Consider the following 17973-nt stretch of genomic DNA (forward strand, 5'->3'; position numbering starts at 1 on the left):
ATGTCGGTGCTCTCCCGCGCCGCGGCGGCGCATGCCACCGATGAGGTGGCCGCCACGGTCGTCGCGCTACTCACCAACACCCGGACGACCGCTCCGTCCGAGCTCTTCTCACCGAAAGCAACTGCGCCGAAGGGTATTTCGTCTTCGGATGGATCGTCGGGTGCGACGCCTCGCGGGCTGCTCGGCCCGTCCGGCCTGGGTGCCGCCGCCCTGCTGCTTCCGAGCAGCCCGGACCGTGCCACGACGCCCGCCGTCACACCGGCCGCCGCCCCGGCGGCCGCCACCGGCGGAGTGGGGGTAGCGCCGGGACCGATTCCGGTGGCGGGACGGACACCGCTGCCGACCGCGCCACGCATTCCGGCCGGCCCCACCGGGCTCGGCACCGCGTCGGCGTACCTCGGACGACATAGCATCGCCGCAACGCCACGTACGGCCACGCATGCGGCGCCCGCCCCGCGAACCGGGTCGGACTCCGCTCGCGGTCCCGCACTCGTTCCGCGGGGGCCGAGCGGCCCGGGCACCGCGACGGTGGACCGGGACCTCCCGGATCCGATTCCACCGCTGTACTGCCCGCCGCCGCTGCGGGACGATCCGGCGCTCGCAGAGGCGGTCAACAACGGGATCGTGGACTGGGCCGAAGAGATCGGACTGTACGAGGGCCGGCTGGACGAACTGCGGGACGCCGATTTCGGCCGGCTGATCATGCTCGCCCACCCGGACTGCGACGACGCCGACCGCCTGCTGGCGGCGGCGAAGTGCGCGGTCTCGGAATGGTCGGTGGACGACTACTACTGCGAGGAGGATGCCGACGACCGGGCTCCGGACGGCACCCCCTCCAGCGCCGAGGCGGAGTTGGGTCCCCGGCTCGAATTGGCCGCCGCGGCCATGGATCCGGTCCACCTTCCCGCGCGTTACGTCGCCGAACTCGAGGCGGCCCTCGAGGCCGACCCGATCCTGCGCGCGTTTCGCACGTCCTTCGACCATATGGCTCGCTACGCGCGCCCGGCGCAGCTGGCCCGGCTGCGCACCGAGATAGCGGGCTGGTTCATCGCGCTCGGTGCGGAAGCGGGCTGGCGCGCGGCCGGGCGGACGCCGCCGGTATGGGAGTACCTCACCAACCGGCAACCGCACAGCTTCCTGCCGTGCATGGCGCCGACCGACGTGGTCGGCGGCTACGAGCTGGAGGCCGCGGAATACACCGCCCCCGCGGTGCGCCGCGTCGTCACCACGGCGGCGCTGGCCAGCCAGATGGTCAACGACCTGTACTCGATGGCTCGCGAGGACCTCTCCAACGGCAGGGAGTTCAATCTGCCGACCGTCCTCGCCGCCGAGGAGCGCTGCTCGCGCCGCGAGGCCGTGCTGCGCACCGCCGAGGTGCACGACGAGCTGGTGCACCGGTTCGAACGGGAGGCGGCGCCGTTGGCCGCGGCGGGGTCGCCGGAACTACGCCGCTTCCTCACCGGCCTGTGGGCGTGGATGGGAGGAAACCGCGCCTGGCACGCCGACAGCAAACGCTATCGCGACCCGCAGTGAAAGCAATGAAGCAGTACCGCACCGAGAGAGGATGATCTCGCATGACCATGCTCAACCCGGAGACCGGGACCGTTCTGCGTACCAGCTACCAGAAGTCCGTCGCCGCGTACTGGAACAACAACCCGAACGACGACCGGGTCAACACCAAACTCGGTGAGGTCGACGGGCTCTACCACCATCACTACGGCATCGGCGACCCGGACCTGACGGTGCTGACCGGTCCGGAGGACACCCGGGAAGAACGTCTCGTCACCGAACTGCATCGACTGGAGACCGCACAGGCCGATCTCCTGCTCGACCATCTCGGCGACGTCCGGCCCGGCGACCGGCTGATGGACGGCGGCTCCGGCCGCGGCGGCACCAGCTTCATGGCCAATCAGCGCTTCGGCTGTCAGGTCGACGGCGTGACCATCTCCGAGTATCAGGTGGGCTTCGCCAACGACCAGGCCGTGCATCGCGGCGTCGCGGACAAGGTGAGGTTCCACTTCCGCAACATGCTGGACACCGGCTTCGAGTCCGGTTCCATGCGCGGCATCTGGACCAATGAGACCACCATGTACGTGGACCTGTTCGATCTGTTCCGCGAGTTCTCCCGGCTGCTGGAGCCGGGCGGGCGCTACGTGTGCATCACCGGCTGCTCCAACGACGTGACCGGTGGCCGGTCGTCCTCGGTGAGCTGGATCGACGCGCACTACGGCTGCATGATCCATCCGCGCAGCGAGTACTTCCGCGCCATGGCCGAGAACAACCTGGTGCCCATCGCCGTGACCGACCTCACCGCGGCGACCATCCCGTACTGGGAGCTGCGCACGAAATCCGAGCTCGCCACGGGTGTCGAGAAGCCGTTCCTGACCGCCTATCGGGAGGGCAGCTTCCAGTACCTGCTCATAGCCGCCGATAAGGTGGGAAGGTGACCGACGCCCTCGCCCAGCCGCACACCGACCGCGAGGCCCTGCCCGTCGAGCTCGTCGACGACGTGGGCCGCGCGGTCGGCGCGTGCTCGGTGGCGGAGGCCCACCTGGCCCCGGGACGGCTGCACCGCGCGTTCTCCGTGTTGCTGTTCGACTCGGCGGGCCGCGTGCTGCTGCAGCAGCGCGCAGCGGTGAAGACCAGGTTCCCGTCGCTGTGGGCCAACACCTGCTGCGGCCACCCCGCACCGGGTGAACCGGTCGCCACCGCCGCGGGCCTGCGGCTGGCGGAGGAAATGGGCCTGACCATCGCGCTCACCGAGGCGGGGATCTACCGCTACCACGCGGCGGACCCCCGCACCGGGCGCGTCGAGTCCGAATGGGACCACGTCCTGATCGGGCGGCTGGACATCGGCGCGCCTCGCCCGGACCCGGCCGAGGTCGCCGATTTCGCTTGGATCCACCCGGACGCCCTCCGGGACGCGCTGGCCGACAATCCGGACGCCTATACGCCGTGGCTGGCCGGTGTCCTCGACGTCGCGGAGCACGCGCAGGCCGGAAGAATCTCAGCCCCCTGATCGGCGGCGTTCAGCACTTTTCCGGTCCGAGGCAGTCGAGCGCATCATCGGCTGCGGCCGCGCGGCTGCCTCGGCCCAGCTTTGGCGTTCGGGAGGGCCTCCCTTCCCGGCAGTGTTGCAGGTCGAGTTCGAGTTGCCCCCTCTTGCCCTGCCTGGCGGACCTGGGCACATCCATAGATGCGCATATTTCTGTAACACCATGGACGGAAACTGAGAGAACTCAAAGGAACGGCACAGGCTGCGGCCAGGACCGTTCGGCATCGTTGACGTTGTAGGAGTTCTCGGTGAAGTGAGGTGCGTGATGGTGGAATTCGAAGTCACCGGAACGACGGTGACAGTGCACGTACTCGGTACCCATCAACTGCTGGCGCTGCGCGACCAGCTGACCTTCGACCTGTCCGACATCACCGCGCTCGGCGTGGCCGGGGTCGACCGCCGCCCGCCGTGGGTGCGCACGCCCGGCACCTTCTTCCCCGGCGTGATCGCGGCCGGGACATTCCGCGGCAAGGGCCGCAAGGAATTCTGGGACACGCGCTTCGACGGGCACGCCATCCGTATCGACTTGGCGGGCGCTGATGTCACACGGCTCGTGGTCGACGTGGCCGACCCGGACACCGAGTTGCGCAAGCTCGCCACCGCGGTGGCCGCCTGACCCGTTCGAGCGCCGCCTGCTCGCAGCGGGCCGGTGTGCGGCGGGGCGGTGTGGCGGACTCTCGCCCCGGCTCGCGCAGACGGTGAGCAGTGACGGTCGCTCGGCGTCCTGGCCACACCGTCTACCCACTGTCACACCGACCTCAGCGGGCATCTGCACCCACGGATCCGCCATGTCCGGGCGATTCGGGCCGATCGCGTTCGTCCGCCTCGACCGCTTCCGTGACGATCGCGCACGCGTCCCGCTCGTCCACCACCGGTACGCGGACTTCAGCAAGTAGCCCCGCGCACAGAAATCGGCGGTGACGCTCCCACACTGCCTTCGAGCGCGTGAGCGGTTGCCTCCGGCCCCCGCGTGCCGAATGGCAGCATGACGGTATGGAGTCGGTCGAAATGTCCCGGATCGAGGCGGCCGCGCGGCTGCTCGCCCCGGTGATCCGGCGCACACCGCTGCTGGCCTCGCGGGTGCTGTCCGAACGTACGGGTGCCCAGGTGTGGCTGAAGTGTGAGAACTTGCAGCGCACCGGTTCGTTCAAGCCGCGCGGCGCCTACAACCGGATCGCGAATCTGCCGCAGGAGGCACGGGAACGCGGCGTCGTGGCCGCGAGCGCGGGTAACCATGCGCAAGGGGTCGCGTGGTCGGCGGCGGCGCTCGGCCTCACGTCGACGGTGTTCATGCCGATCGGGGCGTCGCTGCCGAAACTGATGGCCACCAAGGCGTACGGGGCGCAGGTTCGCCAAGTCGGCGAGACCATCGATGAGTCATTGGACGCCGCGCTGGAGTTCGCCGACCGGTCCGGCGCGACGCTCATCCACCCGTTCGACCATCCCGACATCGTGGCCGGTCAGGCCACCGTCGGCACGGAGATCGCGGAGCAGTTGCCGGAGGTGGGGACGGTCCTCGTACCCACCGGCGGCGGTGGGCTCTTGGCCGGCGTCGCGGTCGCGCTGCGACATCTGGCGCCGGACGTGCGCGTCATCGGGGTACAGGCGGCGGAAGCGGCCGCCTGGCCGGACTCGCTGGCGGCGGGGCGTCCGGTCCGGGTGGAACGGATGGCGACGATGGCCGACGGCATCGCGGTCGGCCAGCCGGGCGTGGTGCCGTTCTCCCACGTGGCGCAGCATGTTTCGAGCATTGTGACGGTAGACGAGGAAGCCCTGTCGCAGGCGTTGCTGCTGTGTCTGGAACGCGCGAAGCTGATCGTCGAGCCCGCGGGCGCCGCGGCGGTCGCCGCCCTGATGAGTCGCACGCCGGAGGAACTCGGCCTGCGCGGGCCGGTCTGCGCGATCCTGTCCGGCGGCAACATCGACCCGTTGCTGCTGACCAGGGTGATCGGGCACGGACTGAGCGCGGCAGGCCGCTACCTCGCGGTGCGCGTGACGATTTCCGATCGCCCGGGTGCGCTGGGGGCGCTGCTCGCGGTGATCGGCAAGACCAGCGCCAGCGTGGTCGACGTGGCGCACTCGCGCACCGGGACCTGGCTGGCGGTGGACGAGGTCGAGGTAGCGCTCACGCTGGAAACACGCGGTTCCGACCATCGCGACGACGTACTCACCGCCCTCGCGAACGCCGGATACGCGGTCCGCGTTTCGGATTGACCGCTTGCCACCCGCAGGGCGACGGGGCACTTCGATTGCCCACGCCCGCCGCCATCGAGTGGCACATCGCCGAGGGATCTACTCGCCGAATTCCGCAGCCCTGTGCCACCGGTGCGCGTCGCGGGAGAAGTCAGTGCGCTCCCCCGAGTTCCAAGGCAAGTACGCCGAGTATCACCAGTGCGATGCCGCCGAGTTGCACGAGGGTGAGCCGCTCCTCCAGGAACAGCACGCCGATCAGGGCGATCGCGGCGACACCGACCGCCGACCAGATGCCGTAGGCCACGCCGATCGGCATGCCCCGCTTCAACGCCTGGGCCAGGAAGAAGAACGCGGCGCAATAGCCGACGACCACCACGATCGAGGGGACGAGCTTGGCGAATCCGTCGGATAGTTTCAGCGAGACGGTCGCGGTCACCTCGGAAGCGATGGCCAATGCGAGCAGGAGCAAGGTCATTTTCGCAGCGTAGCCAGAGTTACCCGGCAGGCACAGCGGCACTCGGCCACCGGCGCAGCCGCTCCCCAGCCCCGGGGATTCACGGCCCGGTCGCCGTGGCCGGCGCGTCGATACGATCGGCCGATGTGTAGCTCGGGCGTTGCGGTAACCGGTTTTCCGTTCGATGAGGTGACGTGCAACGAGTTGCCGTACGCCGAGCGCGACGAACGGTATCGGCGATTGCACGAGTGGCCCGAGCCGAGCTACGCGCATCGGTCCGGGCTGCGGATGATCTGGAAGTACGCCGACGTGCGCGAGGTGCTGGAGGCGGCCACGCCGGGCATCTCCAACGCGAATTCGCTGGACCCGCTCGTGGGTTACGCGCGGATCGCCGCGACACCGCGAGCCATCCCGCCGTTCGTCCGGCACCTGATCCCGCCGCCCGCGAAGGCGACCGCCAACCTGGCCGACGACCGGTTGCACAAGCGTGTGTGGAACACCATGGCCGGACCGTCGGGACACTTCACCATCTCCCCGGCCGATCGTCCCGCCCGGGCCGCGGCGATGGCCGAGTACTTCCACGAGGCTGTGCGCGATACGGGGTTCCGCACCGGGGGTCCGTTGGACGTGACAGCGCTATCGATCGGCTACGCGGCCCGGACCGTCGGTGCGGCGGTCGGCCTGCCCGCCGCGGACTGGCCGCAGGTGGCCGCCTGGAGCGGAGCGCAATCGGGACTGCTCGGCCGGGTGATGCGCGGACGCGAACTGGCCGACGCGGTGAGCGCGCTCGGCTGGTTGTTCACGGTGAGCGGCGCGGCGGTGCGGGAGGGCCGGGGCAGCGAGGCGACCGGGTTCGCCCGCAGGCTGCGCGACGCCGGGCTCTCCCATCGGATCGCGGTGTCCGCCATGGCGAATTCGCTCGCCGCGGGAGTGCACACGGTCAGCGGCAGCATCCAGCAAGGCGTCCAGCGGTTGCTCGGCGATCCGGACCGCGCCTGGTGGGACCTGCTCACCGAGCCGGACGGCGGCACCCGGGTGGCGGCGAAGATCCTGCAACTGGATCCCGGGTTGGTGGCGTGGAAACGTCAGGCCAGGACGCCGGTCGTGCTGTCCAGCGGCACGCGGTTGCCCGCGGGACCGGTGCTCGCGCTGTTCGCCGCGGCCAACCGTGACCCGGAGGCCTTCCCCGACTGCCTGGCCCTGGACGGGACCGGTAAGTTGCCGTTGACCTTCGGCTTCGGCAGACACGTGTGCCCCGGCAAAAGCATGGCGACGTTGGCCGTCGAAGTATTTCTGCGGCAGTTGCGCGAGCTGGCGCCGGAGGCCGACCTGCTGCCGGATTCCAGTGGTAGCCGGCGGCGCAGCGATCTGCTGTTCAGCGGCGCCGATATCACTGTCACCGCCTAGGTTCGCCGACAGCGATTCCCGACCGGCCGGGTTCGCGTCGGTCCGGCCCGGCCGGCGCCGGTCCAGCCAAACCCGTACCGGTCAAAACCAGCACCGGTTCAACCGGACTCGCACCGGTCCGAGACGACCCGGACCGGTCCAACCAGACCGGCATCAGGTCCGCAAGTCCCGCGCCACGGCCACCGCCGCACACATCTCGGCGAACTGCGCCGCGACCTGAACACCGGCCCTACCGGTCCAACCAGACCGGGATCAGGTCCGCAAGTCCCGCGCCACGGCCACCGCCGCACGCACCTCGGCGAACTGCGCCGCGACCTGAACACCGGCCGTACCGCCCCGGGCAACACGAAACGCGAAAAATCACCGCATGATGAGCACCTCGCGAACCTTCCGGTCAGCGCGGCGTCGACGGCAGCGAATTCCCCGACCGATGTCAGCCCAGACAGACCCGCATCGACCCAGCCGAGTCGGCGTCGGCCAACCAGATCCGCGCCGCTGCCGCACCAACCTCGGCGAACTGCGCCGCGACCTCAAGACCAGCCGTACCGCCCCAAGCGTCGCGAAACGCGATAAATCCCTGCTCGATGAACGCCTGACGCGCCCGTGGCCAGCACCGGGCCGACGGCGGCGAACTGATTCGAATCCGGCGGCCGCCCAACCCGACCGGCGTCAGCCCAGCCAGTCCCGCGCCGCGACCGCCGCCGCACGCACCTCGGCGAGTTGCGCCGCGACCTGAACACCGGCCGTGCCGCCCCGGGCGTCGCGGGACGCGATGGACCCCTGCACGGTGAGCACCTCGCGCACCTTCCCGGTCAGCGCCGGGTCGACGGCGGCGAACTCCTCGTCGGTGAGCTCATCGAGGCCGACGCCGCGGGACTCGGCGGCGCGCACGCACGCGCCCGCCGCCTCGTGCGCGACCCGGAACGGAACACCTTGGCGCACAAGCCATTCGGCGATATCGGTGGCCAGGGTGAACCCGGCGGGTGCGAGTTCGGCCATCCGGTCGGTGCGGAAGGTGAGCGTCGAGACCAGGCCCGCGATGGCCGGCAGCAGCAGTTCCAATTGCGCGACCGAGTCGAAGAGGGGTTCTTTGTCTTCTTGCAGATCGCGGTTGTAGGCCAGCGGCTGCGCCTTGAGGGTGGCCAGCAGGCCGGTGAGGTTGCCGATCAACCGGCCCGCCTTGCCGCGGGTCAGCTCGGAGACGTCCGGATTCTTCTTCTGCGGCATGATCGACGAGCCGGTCGACCAGGCGTCGGCCAGTGTGACGTAGCCGAACTCCGGGGTGCTCCAGATGATCACCTCTTCGGCCATCCGGCTCAGGTCGACGCCGATCATGGCCAGCACGAACGCGGCCTCGGCGGCGAAGTCCCGCGCCGAGGTGGCGTCGATGGAGTTGGCGGCCGCCGCGTCGAAATCCAGTTCCGCGGCGATCGCCTCCGGGTCGAGTCCGAGCGAGGAACCCGCGAGCGCGCCGGAACCGTAGGGCGACACCGCCGCCCGGCGGTCGAAGTCGCGCAGCCGGTCGAGGTCGCGCAGCAGCGGATGGGCGTGCGCGAGCAGATGGTGCGCCAGCAGCACCGGCTGCGCCGCCTGCAAGTGCGTCTTGCCCGGCATCACCGCGTCCGGGTGCGCGGCGGCCTGCTCGACCAGCGCGTCGATCACCGCGAGCACGCCCGCGGCCACCCGGCGCACACCGTCGCGCAGCCACATCCGGAACAGCGTGGCCACCTGGTCGTTGCGGGAACGTCCCGCCCGCAGACGTCCACCGAGCTCCGCGCCGACCCGCTCGATGAGGCCGCGTTCCAGCGCGCCGTGCACGTCCTCGTCCGACTCGACGGGGCCGAACGCGCCGGAGGCCACGTCCGCCGCGAGGCGGTCCAGCCCGTCCAGCATGCCGGACAGATCGGTGTCCGACAGCAGGCCCGCTTTGTGCAATACCCGCGCGTGCGCCTTCGAGGCGCGGATGTCGTAGGGGGCCAGCGCCCAGTCGAAATGCGTCGACTTGCTCAGCGCGGCCATGGCCTCGGCCGGGCCGGAGGCGAATCGCCCGCCCCACAGCGCGCCTTGGTTCGTACCGCCACTCATGCGCTGTTCCGCCTCTCCGAATTTCAGGCCGTACCAGTCGGGTGACCGGTGGGTTCGCGTTCAGGTCCTGTGCGGGTTGCCACTCGGGTTTTGGACGTACCCGGCGAGTCACCCATGGTCTTACGAGATCAATTGTTGCGGTCGCGCTCGCGCGCTTCCGGCGGGGGTCTCCTGCCGGGCGGTGTCCACCGCGAAGCACTCGACGGTGAACGCCCTCCGATAGGTGGTAACTCGACATCACCGATCGAGAACGGCGGCCTGGCGCGCAAGAACAGATGCGCTCGGCGCCCCTGTGGGCGATTGCCTCGGGGTGGCGCTGTTCCCGTGTTCAGCGCACACGCCGAATACTGCCTCGAGACTTCGACCCCGCGCCGCGCTGCTCGCGGAGCACCGACGCGTCCAGGGTCAGCGCGCCGCTGGTATTGAGCGATATCCGCATCAACCCACGCCATCCAGAGGCAGCGGGCGCAGTCCGTCGGCGTGCCGGTGCGTGTCAGGGCACCGGCACGCCCGGTGCCTACTTCTGATTGAGGTCGCGGCGGGCGGCGACCTTGGAGGACAGGCCGTGGATTTGGACGAAGCCCTTGGCCAGCGACTGGTCGAAGGTGTCGCCCTCGTCGTAGGTGGCCAGGTTGAAGTCGTAGAGCGACTGCTCCGAGCGGCGGCCGTTGACCACGGCCGAGCCGCCGTGCAGGACCATCCGGATGTCGCCGGACACGTGCTGCTGGGTGTCGCCGATGAAGGCGTCCAGCGCCCGCTTGAGCGGGGAGAACCACAGGCCGTCGTAGGCCAGCTCGCCCCAGCGCTGCTCGACCTGGCGCTTGTAGCGACCCAGCTCGCGCTCGATGGTGACGTGCTCGAGCGCCTGGTGCGCGGTGATCAGCGCGAGGGCGCCGGGCGCCTCGTAGATCTCCCGGCTCTTGATGCCCACCAGGCGGTCCTCGACCATGTCCAGCCGGCCGACGCCCTGGCGGCCCGCACGCTTGTTCAGTTCGACGATCGCCTCCAGCACGCTCACCTGGCGGCCGTCGATGGCCACCGGCACGCCCTTGTCGAAGGTGACGATCAGTTCGTCCGGGGCCTCGAAGTTGACGGTGGGGTCGGAGGTGTAGTCGTAGACGTCCTTGGTGGGGGCGTTCCACAGGTCCTCGAGGAACCCGGTCTCGACCGCGCGGCCCCAGACGTTCTGGTCGATGGAGAACGGCGACTTCTTGGTGACGTTGATCGGCAGCGAGTTCTCCTCGGCGAAGGCGATGGCCTTCTCCCGGGTCCACGCGTAGTCGCGGACCGGGGCGATCACGTTGAGGTCGGGCGCGAGCGCGCCGATGCCGACCTCGAAACGGACCTGGTCGTTGCCCTTTCCGGTGCAGCCGTGCGCGACGGTGCTCGCGCCGTGGAACTTCGCGGCTTCGACCAGGTGCTTGACGATGAGCGGGCGGCTGATCGCCGACACCAGCGGGTACTGGCCCATGTACAGCGCGTTGGCCTGGATGGTGGGCAGGCAGTACTGCTCGGCGAACTCGTCGCGCGCGTCGATCACGATCGCCTCGACGGCGCCGCAATCCAGGGCGCGCTGGCGCACCACGTTCATGTCCTCGCCACCCTGGCCGAGGTCGATGGCCACGGCCACCACTTCGGCGCCGGTCTCCTTGCCGATCCAGCTGATCGCGACGGAGGTGTCCAGCCCACCGGAGTAGGCGAGTACGACGCGCTCGGACATGTTCTGTGTGCTCCTCGATGGTTCGTGTGCGTGATACGGACCGGCTTCCCGCCACAGCGGCCCGCACGTCCTGCAAATGATTATGCACGACGATGCAAGCCCATTCATAATCGGGTGGGGCGTCGCCCTGTGCTGGGACAACAGCTCCGTCTACACCCTCGCACAGCCGCCGTCCCCCGCGCTCGCGATCCCTACCCGTGGGCGAAAAGGAGCCGAAACCGCGCGCCCCGCCGACAGATCGGCGCCCGAAATTCAGGCCGAGCGAACCGCGCATCGGACTGCCTATCGCCGCACGTCGCGGACTCAGCGATGTGTAGGCGGGTCGCACGGACGCGCACGGCTCAGGCTAGTTGTTCGATCTTCGTGGCTATTTCGGCCCCGCTCAGCGGCTCGCGGGCGAAGACGGCGATGGTGTCGTCGCCCGCGATGGTGCCGACGATGTACGGCAAAGCGGCGCGGTCGAGGGCGCTGGCCAAGTAGTGCGCCGCGCCGGGCGGGGTGCGCAGGACCGCGATGTTGCCGCTGGCGTCGGTGGAGACCAGCAGGTCGCCGAGCAGTTTGGACAATCGGTCGGTGCCGCCGGTGACGCCGCGGACGGGGCTGCCGTCCTCGGGCACCACGTAGACGCCCGCGCCGCCGTCGGCGGCGCGAAGCTTCACCGCGCCCAGTTCGTCCAGGTCCCGCGACAGCGTCGCCTGTGTGGTCTCGATGCCCTCGGCCGCGAGCAGCGCCGCCAGCTCGGTCTGGCTGCGCACCGCGTGCGCCGACAGCAGTTCGATGATGCGCGACTGCCGCCCGGCGCGGGTGCGCGCGATGGCCGGGCCGCTTCTGACCTCGGTCACGTCGCTCCCCCGGATCGTCGCTCGAGCAGCCAGACCAGCAGCGCTTTCTGCGCGTGCAGGCGGTTCTCCGCCTCGTCCCACACCACACTGTGCGGCCCGTCGAGCACCTCGTCGGTGACCTCTTCGCCACGGTGCGCGGGCAGGCAGTGCAGCACCACCGCATCCGGCTTGGCGTGGGCGAGCAGATCGGCGTTGAGCTGGAACGGCCGGAACGGACCGACTCGGTCCAGGCCGTCGTTCTCCTGTCCCATGGAGGTCCAGGTATCGGTGACCAGCGCATCGGCGCCCCACGCGGCGGCGACCGGGTCGCCGGTCACCGTGACGGTGGCGCCGGTCTCGGCGGCCCGCTTGCGCGCGGCCTCCACCACCCACGGCTGCGGCTCGAAGCCGGCGGGCGCGGCGATGGTCACGTTCAGCCCCGCCGTGACACCGCCGAGCATCAGCGAATGCGCCATGTTGTTGGCGCCGTCGCCGAAGTAGGCGAGTTCGCGTCCGGTCAGGTCGCCCTTGTGCTCGGCGAGCGTCTGCAGGTCCGCGAGCACCTGGCAGGGATGGAACTCGTCGGACAGCGCGTTGACCACCGGCACCGTCGCGGTGGCGGCCATCTCGTCCAGCCGGGACTGCTCGAAGGTGCGCCACACGATGGCGTCCACGTACCGGGACAGCACCCGGCCGGTGTCGCCGAGCGTCTCCTCCCGGCCCAGCTGGGTGTCGCGGCCGTCGACGACCACCGCGTGTCCGCCGAGCTGGGCGATGCCCATCTCGAAGGAGAACCGGGTGCGGGTGGAGTTCTTCTCGAAGATCACGCCGACGCCGCGCGGGCCCTCGAGCGGGCGCCGCGCGAAGGGTGATTTCTTGAGTTCGGCGGCGAGGGCGAGGATCTCGGCCTGCTCGGCCGGGCTGACATCGTCGTCACGCAGGAAGTGCCTGATAAAACTCATTGCGCCGCAGCCCCTTTCGCGTCCGCGAGCGCGGCGTCGAGGATTTCCGGCAGGTCGGCGACGAAGTTGTCCGCCTGGGTCTCGGTGAGCACCAGCGGCGGCGCCAGCCGGATCACGTCGGGTTTGGCCGGGTTGACGAGGTAGCCCGCCTCCCGCGCCCGCGCCTCGACGTGCGCGGAGACCTCGTCGGTGAGCACGATGCCCAGCAGCAGGCCCGCACCGCGCACCTGGTCGATGAGCGGGTGCTCGAGCAGCTCGATCCCGTCACTGAGCCGCTTGCCGACCGACTCGACGTGCGAGAGCAGATCCGTCTCGTCGATCGTGCGCAGCACCGCGAGCGCCGCCGCCGCGCACACCGGATTGCCGCCGAAGGTGGTGCCGTGCATGCCGGGAGTGAGCAGCTCGGCCGCGCGGCCGGTGGCCAGCACCGCGCCGATGGGCAGTCCGCCGCCGAGGCCCTTGGCCAGTGTGATCACGTCGGGCACGATGCCGACGGCCTGGTGGGCGTAGAACTTCCCGGTCCGGCCGATGCCGGTCTGCACCTCGTCGAGCACCAGCAGCGCCCCGTGACGCGCCGTGATCTGGCGCGCCTTGGCCAGGTAGTCGAACGGCGGTACCACCACGCCGCTCTCCCCCATCATCGGCTCGAGGAACACCGCCGCGGTGTCCTCGTCGACCGCGGCTTCCAGCGCCGCGGCGTCACCGTAGGGCACATGCACGACACCGGGCGGCATCGGTTCGAAAGGGGTGCGCTTGGACGGCTGGCCGGTGAGGGCGAGAGCGCCCATGGTGCGGCCGTGGAACGCCTCCTCGCAGGCGACGATCTTGGGCCGCCCGGTGAGCCGGGCGATCTTGAACGCCGCTTCGACGGCCTCGGTGCCGGAGTTGCAGAAGAACGCCCGGCCCTCGCCGTCGCCGAAGTGCGCGAGCAACCGCTCGGCCAGCTCGACGACCGGCTCGCTGGCGTACAGATTCGACACGTGCCCGAGCGTGCCGAGCTGCTGGGTGACCGCCTCCAGGATCGCCGGGTGGGCGTGACCGAGGCTGTTGACCGCGATGCCGCCGAGGAAGTCGACGTAGCGCTTGCCGTCCGCGTCGTAGACCACGGCCCCCGCGCCGCGTACCAGCGCGACCTTCGGCGTGCCGTAGTTGTTCATCAGCGCGGCGGACCACCGCTTCTGCAGTTCAGCTGTGCTCATTGTTTCGTTCCGTTCGGTGCGCCGGACCCGTTCGGGATGAGCGGGGCGGGGGTCACCATCGTTCCGATTCCTTCTCCGGTGAACAGTTCCAGCAGCACGGCGTGCGGCACCCGGCCGTCGATGACATGCGCGGTCGGTACACCGGCCGACACCGCGCGCAGACAGGCTTCCATTTTGGGCACCATGCCCGCATCCAGACGCGGGAGCAACTCGGCCAGGGCGGCCGTATCGATGCTGGAGGTGAGCGAGGACCGGTCCGGCCAGTTCGTGTACAGGCCCTCGACATCGGTGAGCACCACCAGTTTCTCGGCGCCGATGCCCTCGGCGAGCGCCGCGGCGGCGGTGTCGGCGTTGATGTTGTGCACCACGCCCTCGGCGTCCGGCGCGATGGTCGACACCACCGGGATGCGGCCCGCGCCGATCAGGTCCAGCACGGCGTCCGGGTTCACCTCGGTGACGTCGCCGACCAGGCCGATGTCGGTGGGCTCGCCGTCCACCTCGACGGTGCGGCGGGTCGCGGTGAACAGCCCGGCGTCCTCACCGGAGATACCGACCGCGTACGGGCCGTGCGAGTTGATCAGGCCGACCAGTTCGCGACCGACCTGACCGAACAGCACCATCCGCACCACGTCCATCACCTCCGGAGTGGTCACCCGGAAGCCGCCGCGGAATTCGCCTTGCAGGCCGAGCTTCTTCAGCATCGCGCTGATCTGCGGGCCGCCGCCGTGCACGACCACCGGGTGCACGCCGACCGTGCGCAGGAACGCCATGTCGGCGGCGAAGGCCTGCTTGAGGTGATCGTCGATCATGGCGTTGCCGCCGTACTTCACGACGACGATCTTGTCCCGGAACTTCTGCAACCACGGCAGGGCGTCGGCCAGGACGTGCGCCTTGTCCAGCGCGGAGAGCGAATGCAGCACCTGACTGGTCATGAGCTGTAGGCCGAGTTCTCTTCGACGTAACCGTGCGACAGGTCGGTGGTGCGGATGGTCGCGCTCGCCGATCCGACGTTCAGCTCGATCAGCACCTCGATGTCGGTGCCGGACAGGTCGACCGCGCGGGCGCCGGGCGCGCCGACGCCATCGATGCACACCGGCTTGCCGTTGAACGACACCGAGATCCGGTTCGGGTCGAGCGTGACCGGCGCCATGCCGACCGCGGCGAGCACCCGGCCCCAGTTCGGGTCCGACCCGAACAGCGCCGTCTTGACCAGGCTGTCGCGGGCGACGGTGCGCGCCGCGGCGACGGCCTCGTCCTCGGTGGCCGCGCCCGCGACGGTGACCAGCACCCGCTTGGTGACGCCCTCGGCGTCGGCCATCAGCTGGGCGGCCAGGTCGTCGCAGACCGCGAGCACGGCGGCGTCGAGCTCCTCTTGGCCGGGCGTGACTTCGCTGGCGCCGTTGGCCAGCAGCAGCACGGTGTCGTTGGTGGAGCAGGAGCCGTCCACGTCGAGCCGGTCGAAGGTTCGCGCGGTGGCGTTGCGCAGCGCTCGGTCGAGCTGCTCGGCGGTCACCGCCGCATCGGTGGTGAGCACCACCAGCATGGTGGCCAGCGAAGGCGCGAGCATGCCCGCGCCCTTCGCCATGCCGCCGACGTTCCACTTGTCGCGGTGGTGGAACGCCGCCTCTTTGGGCACGGTGTCGGTGGTCATGATGGCCCAGGCGGCATCCGAGCCGCCGGACAGTCCGCCGCCCATCTCGTGGACGATCTCGGTGACCGCGGGGAGCAGCTTGTCCATCGGGAGCCGGTCGCCGATCAGTCCGGTCGAGCAGACGGCGATCTCACCCGCGCCGGTCTCGGTGCCCCAATTGCTCAGCGCGGCGGCGAGTTCCTCGGCGGTCTTGTGGGTGTCCTGGAATCCGCCCGGGCCGGTGCAGGCATTGGCGCCGCCCGAGTTCAGGATCACCGCGCGCAGCCGCTTGCCGGTCAGCACTTGCTGAGACCACAGCACCGGAGCGGCCTTCACCTTGTTGCGGGTGAATACGCCGGCGGCCGGGTACTCGGGGCCTTCGTTGAACACCAGCGCCAGATCGGGCTTGCCGCTGGCCTTGATGCCCGCGGCGATGCCCGCCGCGCGGAAGCCGAGCGGAGCGGTCACGCCCTGCGTCCGGACCAGCTTGCCGTCGGCGATGTCGACTGTCGTCACGGTGCCACTCCTACGGTGGAAAGTCCTTCGGTCTCCTCGAATCCGAGGGCCAGGTTCATCGATTGGACCGCGGCGCCCGCGGTGCCCTTGGTCAAGTTGTCGATCGCGCCGATCACCACGAGCAGGCCCGCGTCGGCGTCCACCGCGACCTGCAGGGTGACGGCGTTGGAGCCGAGCACCGAACCGGTCTGCGGCAGCGTGCCCTCCGGCAGCAGGTGCACGAAAGGCTCGTCGGCATAGGCTTTCTCGTAGACGGCGCGCGCCTGCGCGGCGTCCACACGCGTGGGCGCGGTGCAGGTGGCGAGGATGCCGCGCGGCATCGGCGCGAGAACCGGCGTGAACGACACCGCGATGTCCGTGCCGCCCGCCGCCGTCAGGTTCTGCGCGATCTCCGGTGTGTGCCGGTGCGCACCCGCGATCCCGTAGGCCCGCGCCGAACCCATCACCTCCGACCCCAGCAGGCCGATGTCCAGCTTGCGGCCCGCGCCGGAGGCGCCGCTCACCGCGACCACGTGCACGGCGGGCTCCACGATGCCCGCGGCGACGGCGGGAGCCAGCGCGAGGCTGGCGACGGTCGGATAGCAGCCGGGGACCGCGATCCGCGTCGCGCCGCGCAGTTTCTCCCGGCCGCCGGGCAGCTCGGGCAGACCGTAGGGCCAGCTGCCCGCGTGCGGGCTGCCGTAGTATTTCTCCCAGGCCTTCGGGTCGGTGAGGCGGAAGTCGGCGCCGCAGTCGATGACCACCGTCGACTCGGGGAGTTCGGCGGCGATGGCCGCCGACTGACCGTGCGGCAGGCCGAGGAAGACCACGTCGTGGCCGGCCAGTTCGGCGGCCGTGGTCGGTGCGAGCACCCGGTCGGCCAGCGGCAGCAGATGCGGCTGCAACTCTCCCAGCGCGGTGCCTGCGTTCGAGCCCGCGGTCAGCGCCCCGATGACGAGGCGCCCGGTTCGGTAGGCCGGATGCCCCAGCAGCAGACGCAACACTTCGCCGCCCGCGTACCCGCTGGCACCGGCTACCGCGACCCGCACGACGGGGCCGACCGAGGAATCAACCATGTGATGATTATGCATGACTATGCAAGCTCATTCACAGCCTGGTCGCCGCGAGCGTGGTCACGAGGACCTGATACCCACCCGGTTCGCGCGCAAACGGCATGGCGGGCCGCACCCCGCTGAGCCGGTTCGTCGCAGGTCAGCGCAGTGCGAGCGGGTCGATGTCCAGCGTTTGCGCCAGTCCGGCTTCGCCCAGCGCGGTGACGCGCACGGCGCGGCCGCTGCCGACGCTCTTGATCCAACCCAGCTCCTTCAGGCGGCGGCACAGCTGCGCGCCCGCCGAGCCGCCCAGATGGACTCGGCGTTCGGTCCAATCGAGACAGGGCCGCGCCACCGGGCGGCGTGTGGCGCGCAACGCGGCAGGGTCGATGCCCATCGGCCCGGTGAGCCACGCCGCGCCGGACCCGGTCAGGGCGAAGCCAGCGTCACCGCTCAGCAGACCGCGCGCTGTCATGGCGTCGGTGACGGCCACGCCGAGGCGCCCCGCGAGATGGTCGTAGCAGGTGCGGCCCCGGGCCAGGCCGGCGGCGACGGTGGCGGTGCGCAGCCCGGTGACCGGTGCGGCGGGCGGGCCGAGATGGGCGACCATGGTCTCGAGCAACTCCGCGACCTGCGGGCCGGCCAGCCGCAGATAGCGGTGCCTGCCCTGCCGGTGCTCGACGACCAGCCCGCCGTCGCGCAGGCGGTCCAGATGCTCGGTGGCGGTGGACGCCGCGACGCCGGTGTGGCGCGCGAGTTCGCCCGCGGTCCAGGCCCGTCCGTCCACCAGCGCCAGGCAGATGTCGGCGCGGGTGCGGTCGGCGAGCAGTGCGGCCAAGCCCGCCAGTTCGGTTCCTCTGGTCGGCACCACACCATCATGGCGGGCCGTCGTTTCGGCGC

Annotated in this window: 16 protein-coding genes; 6 read left to right on the top strand and 10 right to left on the bottom strand. The window is 70.4% G+C overall.

Annotation, left to right across the window (positions count from 1 at the left end):
* The 5 genes from ACGF7Y_RS26655 to ilvA all read left to right on the top strand — a co-directional run bounded on the left by ACGF7Y_RS26655 (position 1) and on the right by ilvA (position 5269).
* Positions 1 to 1533 carry a family 2 encapsulin nanocompartment cargo protein terpene cyclase gene (locus ACGF7Y_RS26655; protein WP_393237989.1) on the top strand — a complete coding sequence of 511 codons (1533 nt, stop codon included), beginning with the start codon at positions 1 to 3 and terminating at the stop codon, positions 1531 to 1533.
* A gap of 41 nt (positions 1534 to 1574) precedes the next feature.
* Positions 1575 to 2447, top strand: a complete 873-nt coding sequence (locus tag ACGF7Y_RS26660; protein WP_393237992.1) for a geranyl diphosphate 2-C-methyltransferase — start codon at positions 1575 to 1577, stop codon at positions 2445 to 2447.
* Complete coding sequence (gene idi, locus ACGF7Y_RS26665) at positions 2444 to 3019, top strand: isopentenyl-diphosphate Delta-isomerase (protein WP_393237995.1); 576 nt, start codon at positions 2444 to 2446, stop codon at positions 3017 to 3019. Before ACGF7Y_RS26660 ends, idi begins: the two co-directional genes overlap by 4 nt.
* 301 nt (positions 3020 to 3320) lie before the next feature.
* Positions 3321 to 3671, top strand: coding sequence for a hypothetical protein (locus tag ACGF7Y_RS26670; RefSeq protein ID WP_357041899.1), 351 nt, complete (start codon positions 3321 to 3323; stop codon positions 3669 to 3671).
* Positions 3672 to 4048: 377 nt separating this feature from the next.
* Positions 4049 to 5269, top strand: coding sequence for a threonine ammonia-lyase (gene ilvA / locus ACGF7Y_RS26675; protein ID WP_393237998.1), 1221 nt, complete (start codon positions 4049 to 4051; stop codon positions 5267 to 5269).
* A gap of 130 nt (positions 5270 to 5399) precedes the next feature.
* Here the strand turns inward: ilvA and ACGF7Y_RS26680 are convergent, their stop codons facing one another.
* Positions 5400 to 5723, bottom strand: coding sequence for a multidrug efflux SMR transporter (locus ACGF7Y_RS26680; RefSeq protein ID WP_040866129.1), 324 nt, complete (start codon positions 5721 to 5723; stop codon positions 5400 to 5402).
* A gap of 123 nt (positions 5724 to 5846) precedes the next feature.
* Here ACGF7Y_RS26680 and ACGF7Y_RS26685 point away from each other — a divergent pair, with 123 nt between their 5' ends.
* On the top strand, positions 5847 to 7109 hold the full coding sequence (locus ACGF7Y_RS26685; protein WP_393238000.1) for a hypothetical protein: 1263 nt from the start codon (positions 5847 to 5849) through the stop codon (positions 7107 to 7109).
* A 669-nt stretch (positions 7110 to 7778) separates the two neighbouring features.
* Here ACGF7Y_RS26685 and argH read toward each other — a convergent pair.
* The 9 genes from argH to ACGF7Y_RS26730 form a co-directional block, all read right to left on the bottom strand.
* The gene (argH, locus tag ACGF7Y_RS26690; RefSeq protein ID WP_393238003.1) at positions 7779 to 9194 is read right to left on the bottom strand and encodes an argininosuccinate lyase; all 1416 of its coding nucleotides are present in this window, start codon (positions 9192 to 9194) and stop codon (positions 7779 to 7781) included.
* A gap of 517 nt (positions 9195 to 9711) precedes the next feature.
* Positions 9712 to 10914 (bottom strand): argininosuccinate synthase, encoded by a 1203-nt coding sequence (locus ACGF7Y_RS26695; RefSeq protein ID WP_040866126.1) that lies wholly within the window; start codon positions 10912 to 10914, stop codon positions 9712 to 9714.
* A 341-nt stretch (positions 10915 to 11255) separates the two neighbouring features.
* Positions 11256 to 11756: an arginine repressor gene (locus tag ACGF7Y_RS26700; protein WP_393238006.1), complete on the bottom strand. Its 501-nt coding sequence runs from the start codon at positions 11754 to 11756 to the stop codon at positions 11256 to 11258.
* Positions 11753 to 12697, bottom strand: coding sequence for an ornithine carbamoyltransferase (gene argF / locus ACGF7Y_RS26705; protein ID WP_393238008.1), 945 nt, complete (start codon positions 12695 to 12697; stop codon positions 11753 to 11755). Before argF ends, ACGF7Y_RS26700 begins: the two co-directional genes overlap by 4 nt.
* Positions 12694 to 13896, bottom strand: coding sequence for an acetylornithine transaminase (locus ACGF7Y_RS26710; protein ID WP_393238011.1), 1203 nt, complete (start codon positions 13894 to 13896; stop codon positions 12694 to 12696). The genes argF and ACGF7Y_RS26710 overlap by 4 nt, the downstream gene beginning before the upstream one ends.
* Positions 13893 to 14828, bottom strand: a complete 936-nt coding sequence (argB, locus tag ACGF7Y_RS26715) for an acetylglutamate kinase (RefSeq protein WP_062970740.1) — start codon at positions 14826 to 14828, stop codon at positions 13893 to 13895. Before argB ends, ACGF7Y_RS26710 begins: the two co-directional genes overlap by 4 nt.
* Positions 14825 to 16042 carry a bifunctional glutamate N-acetyltransferase/amino-acid acetyltransferase ArgJ gene (gene argJ / locus ACGF7Y_RS26720; RefSeq protein WP_393238014.1) on the bottom strand — a complete coding sequence of 406 codons (1218 nt, stop codon included), beginning with the start codon at positions 16040 to 16042 and terminating at the stop codon, positions 14825 to 14827. The genes argB and argJ overlap by 4 nt, the downstream gene beginning before the upstream one ends.
* On the bottom strand, positions 16039 to 17097 hold the full coding sequence (gene argC / locus ACGF7Y_RS26725) for an N-acetyl-gamma-glutamyl-phosphate reductase (protein ID WP_393238017.1): 1059 nt from the start codon (positions 17095 to 17097) through the stop codon (positions 16039 to 16041). The genes argJ and argC overlap by 4 nt, the downstream gene beginning before the upstream one ends.
* 136 nt (positions 17098 to 17233) lie before the next feature.
* Positions 17234 to 17941, bottom strand: coding sequence for an ArsR/SmtB family transcription factor (locus tag ACGF7Y_RS26730; protein WP_393238019.1), 708 nt, complete (start codon positions 17939 to 17941; stop codon positions 17234 to 17236).
* Positions 17942 to 17973: the final 32 nt, after the last annotated feature.

It is taken from the genome of Nocardia sp. NPDC047654 (genome assembly GCF_043205035.1).
Classification (GTDB): domain Bacteria; phylum Actinomycetota; class Actinomycetes; order Mycobacteriales; family Mycobacteriaceae; genus Nocardia.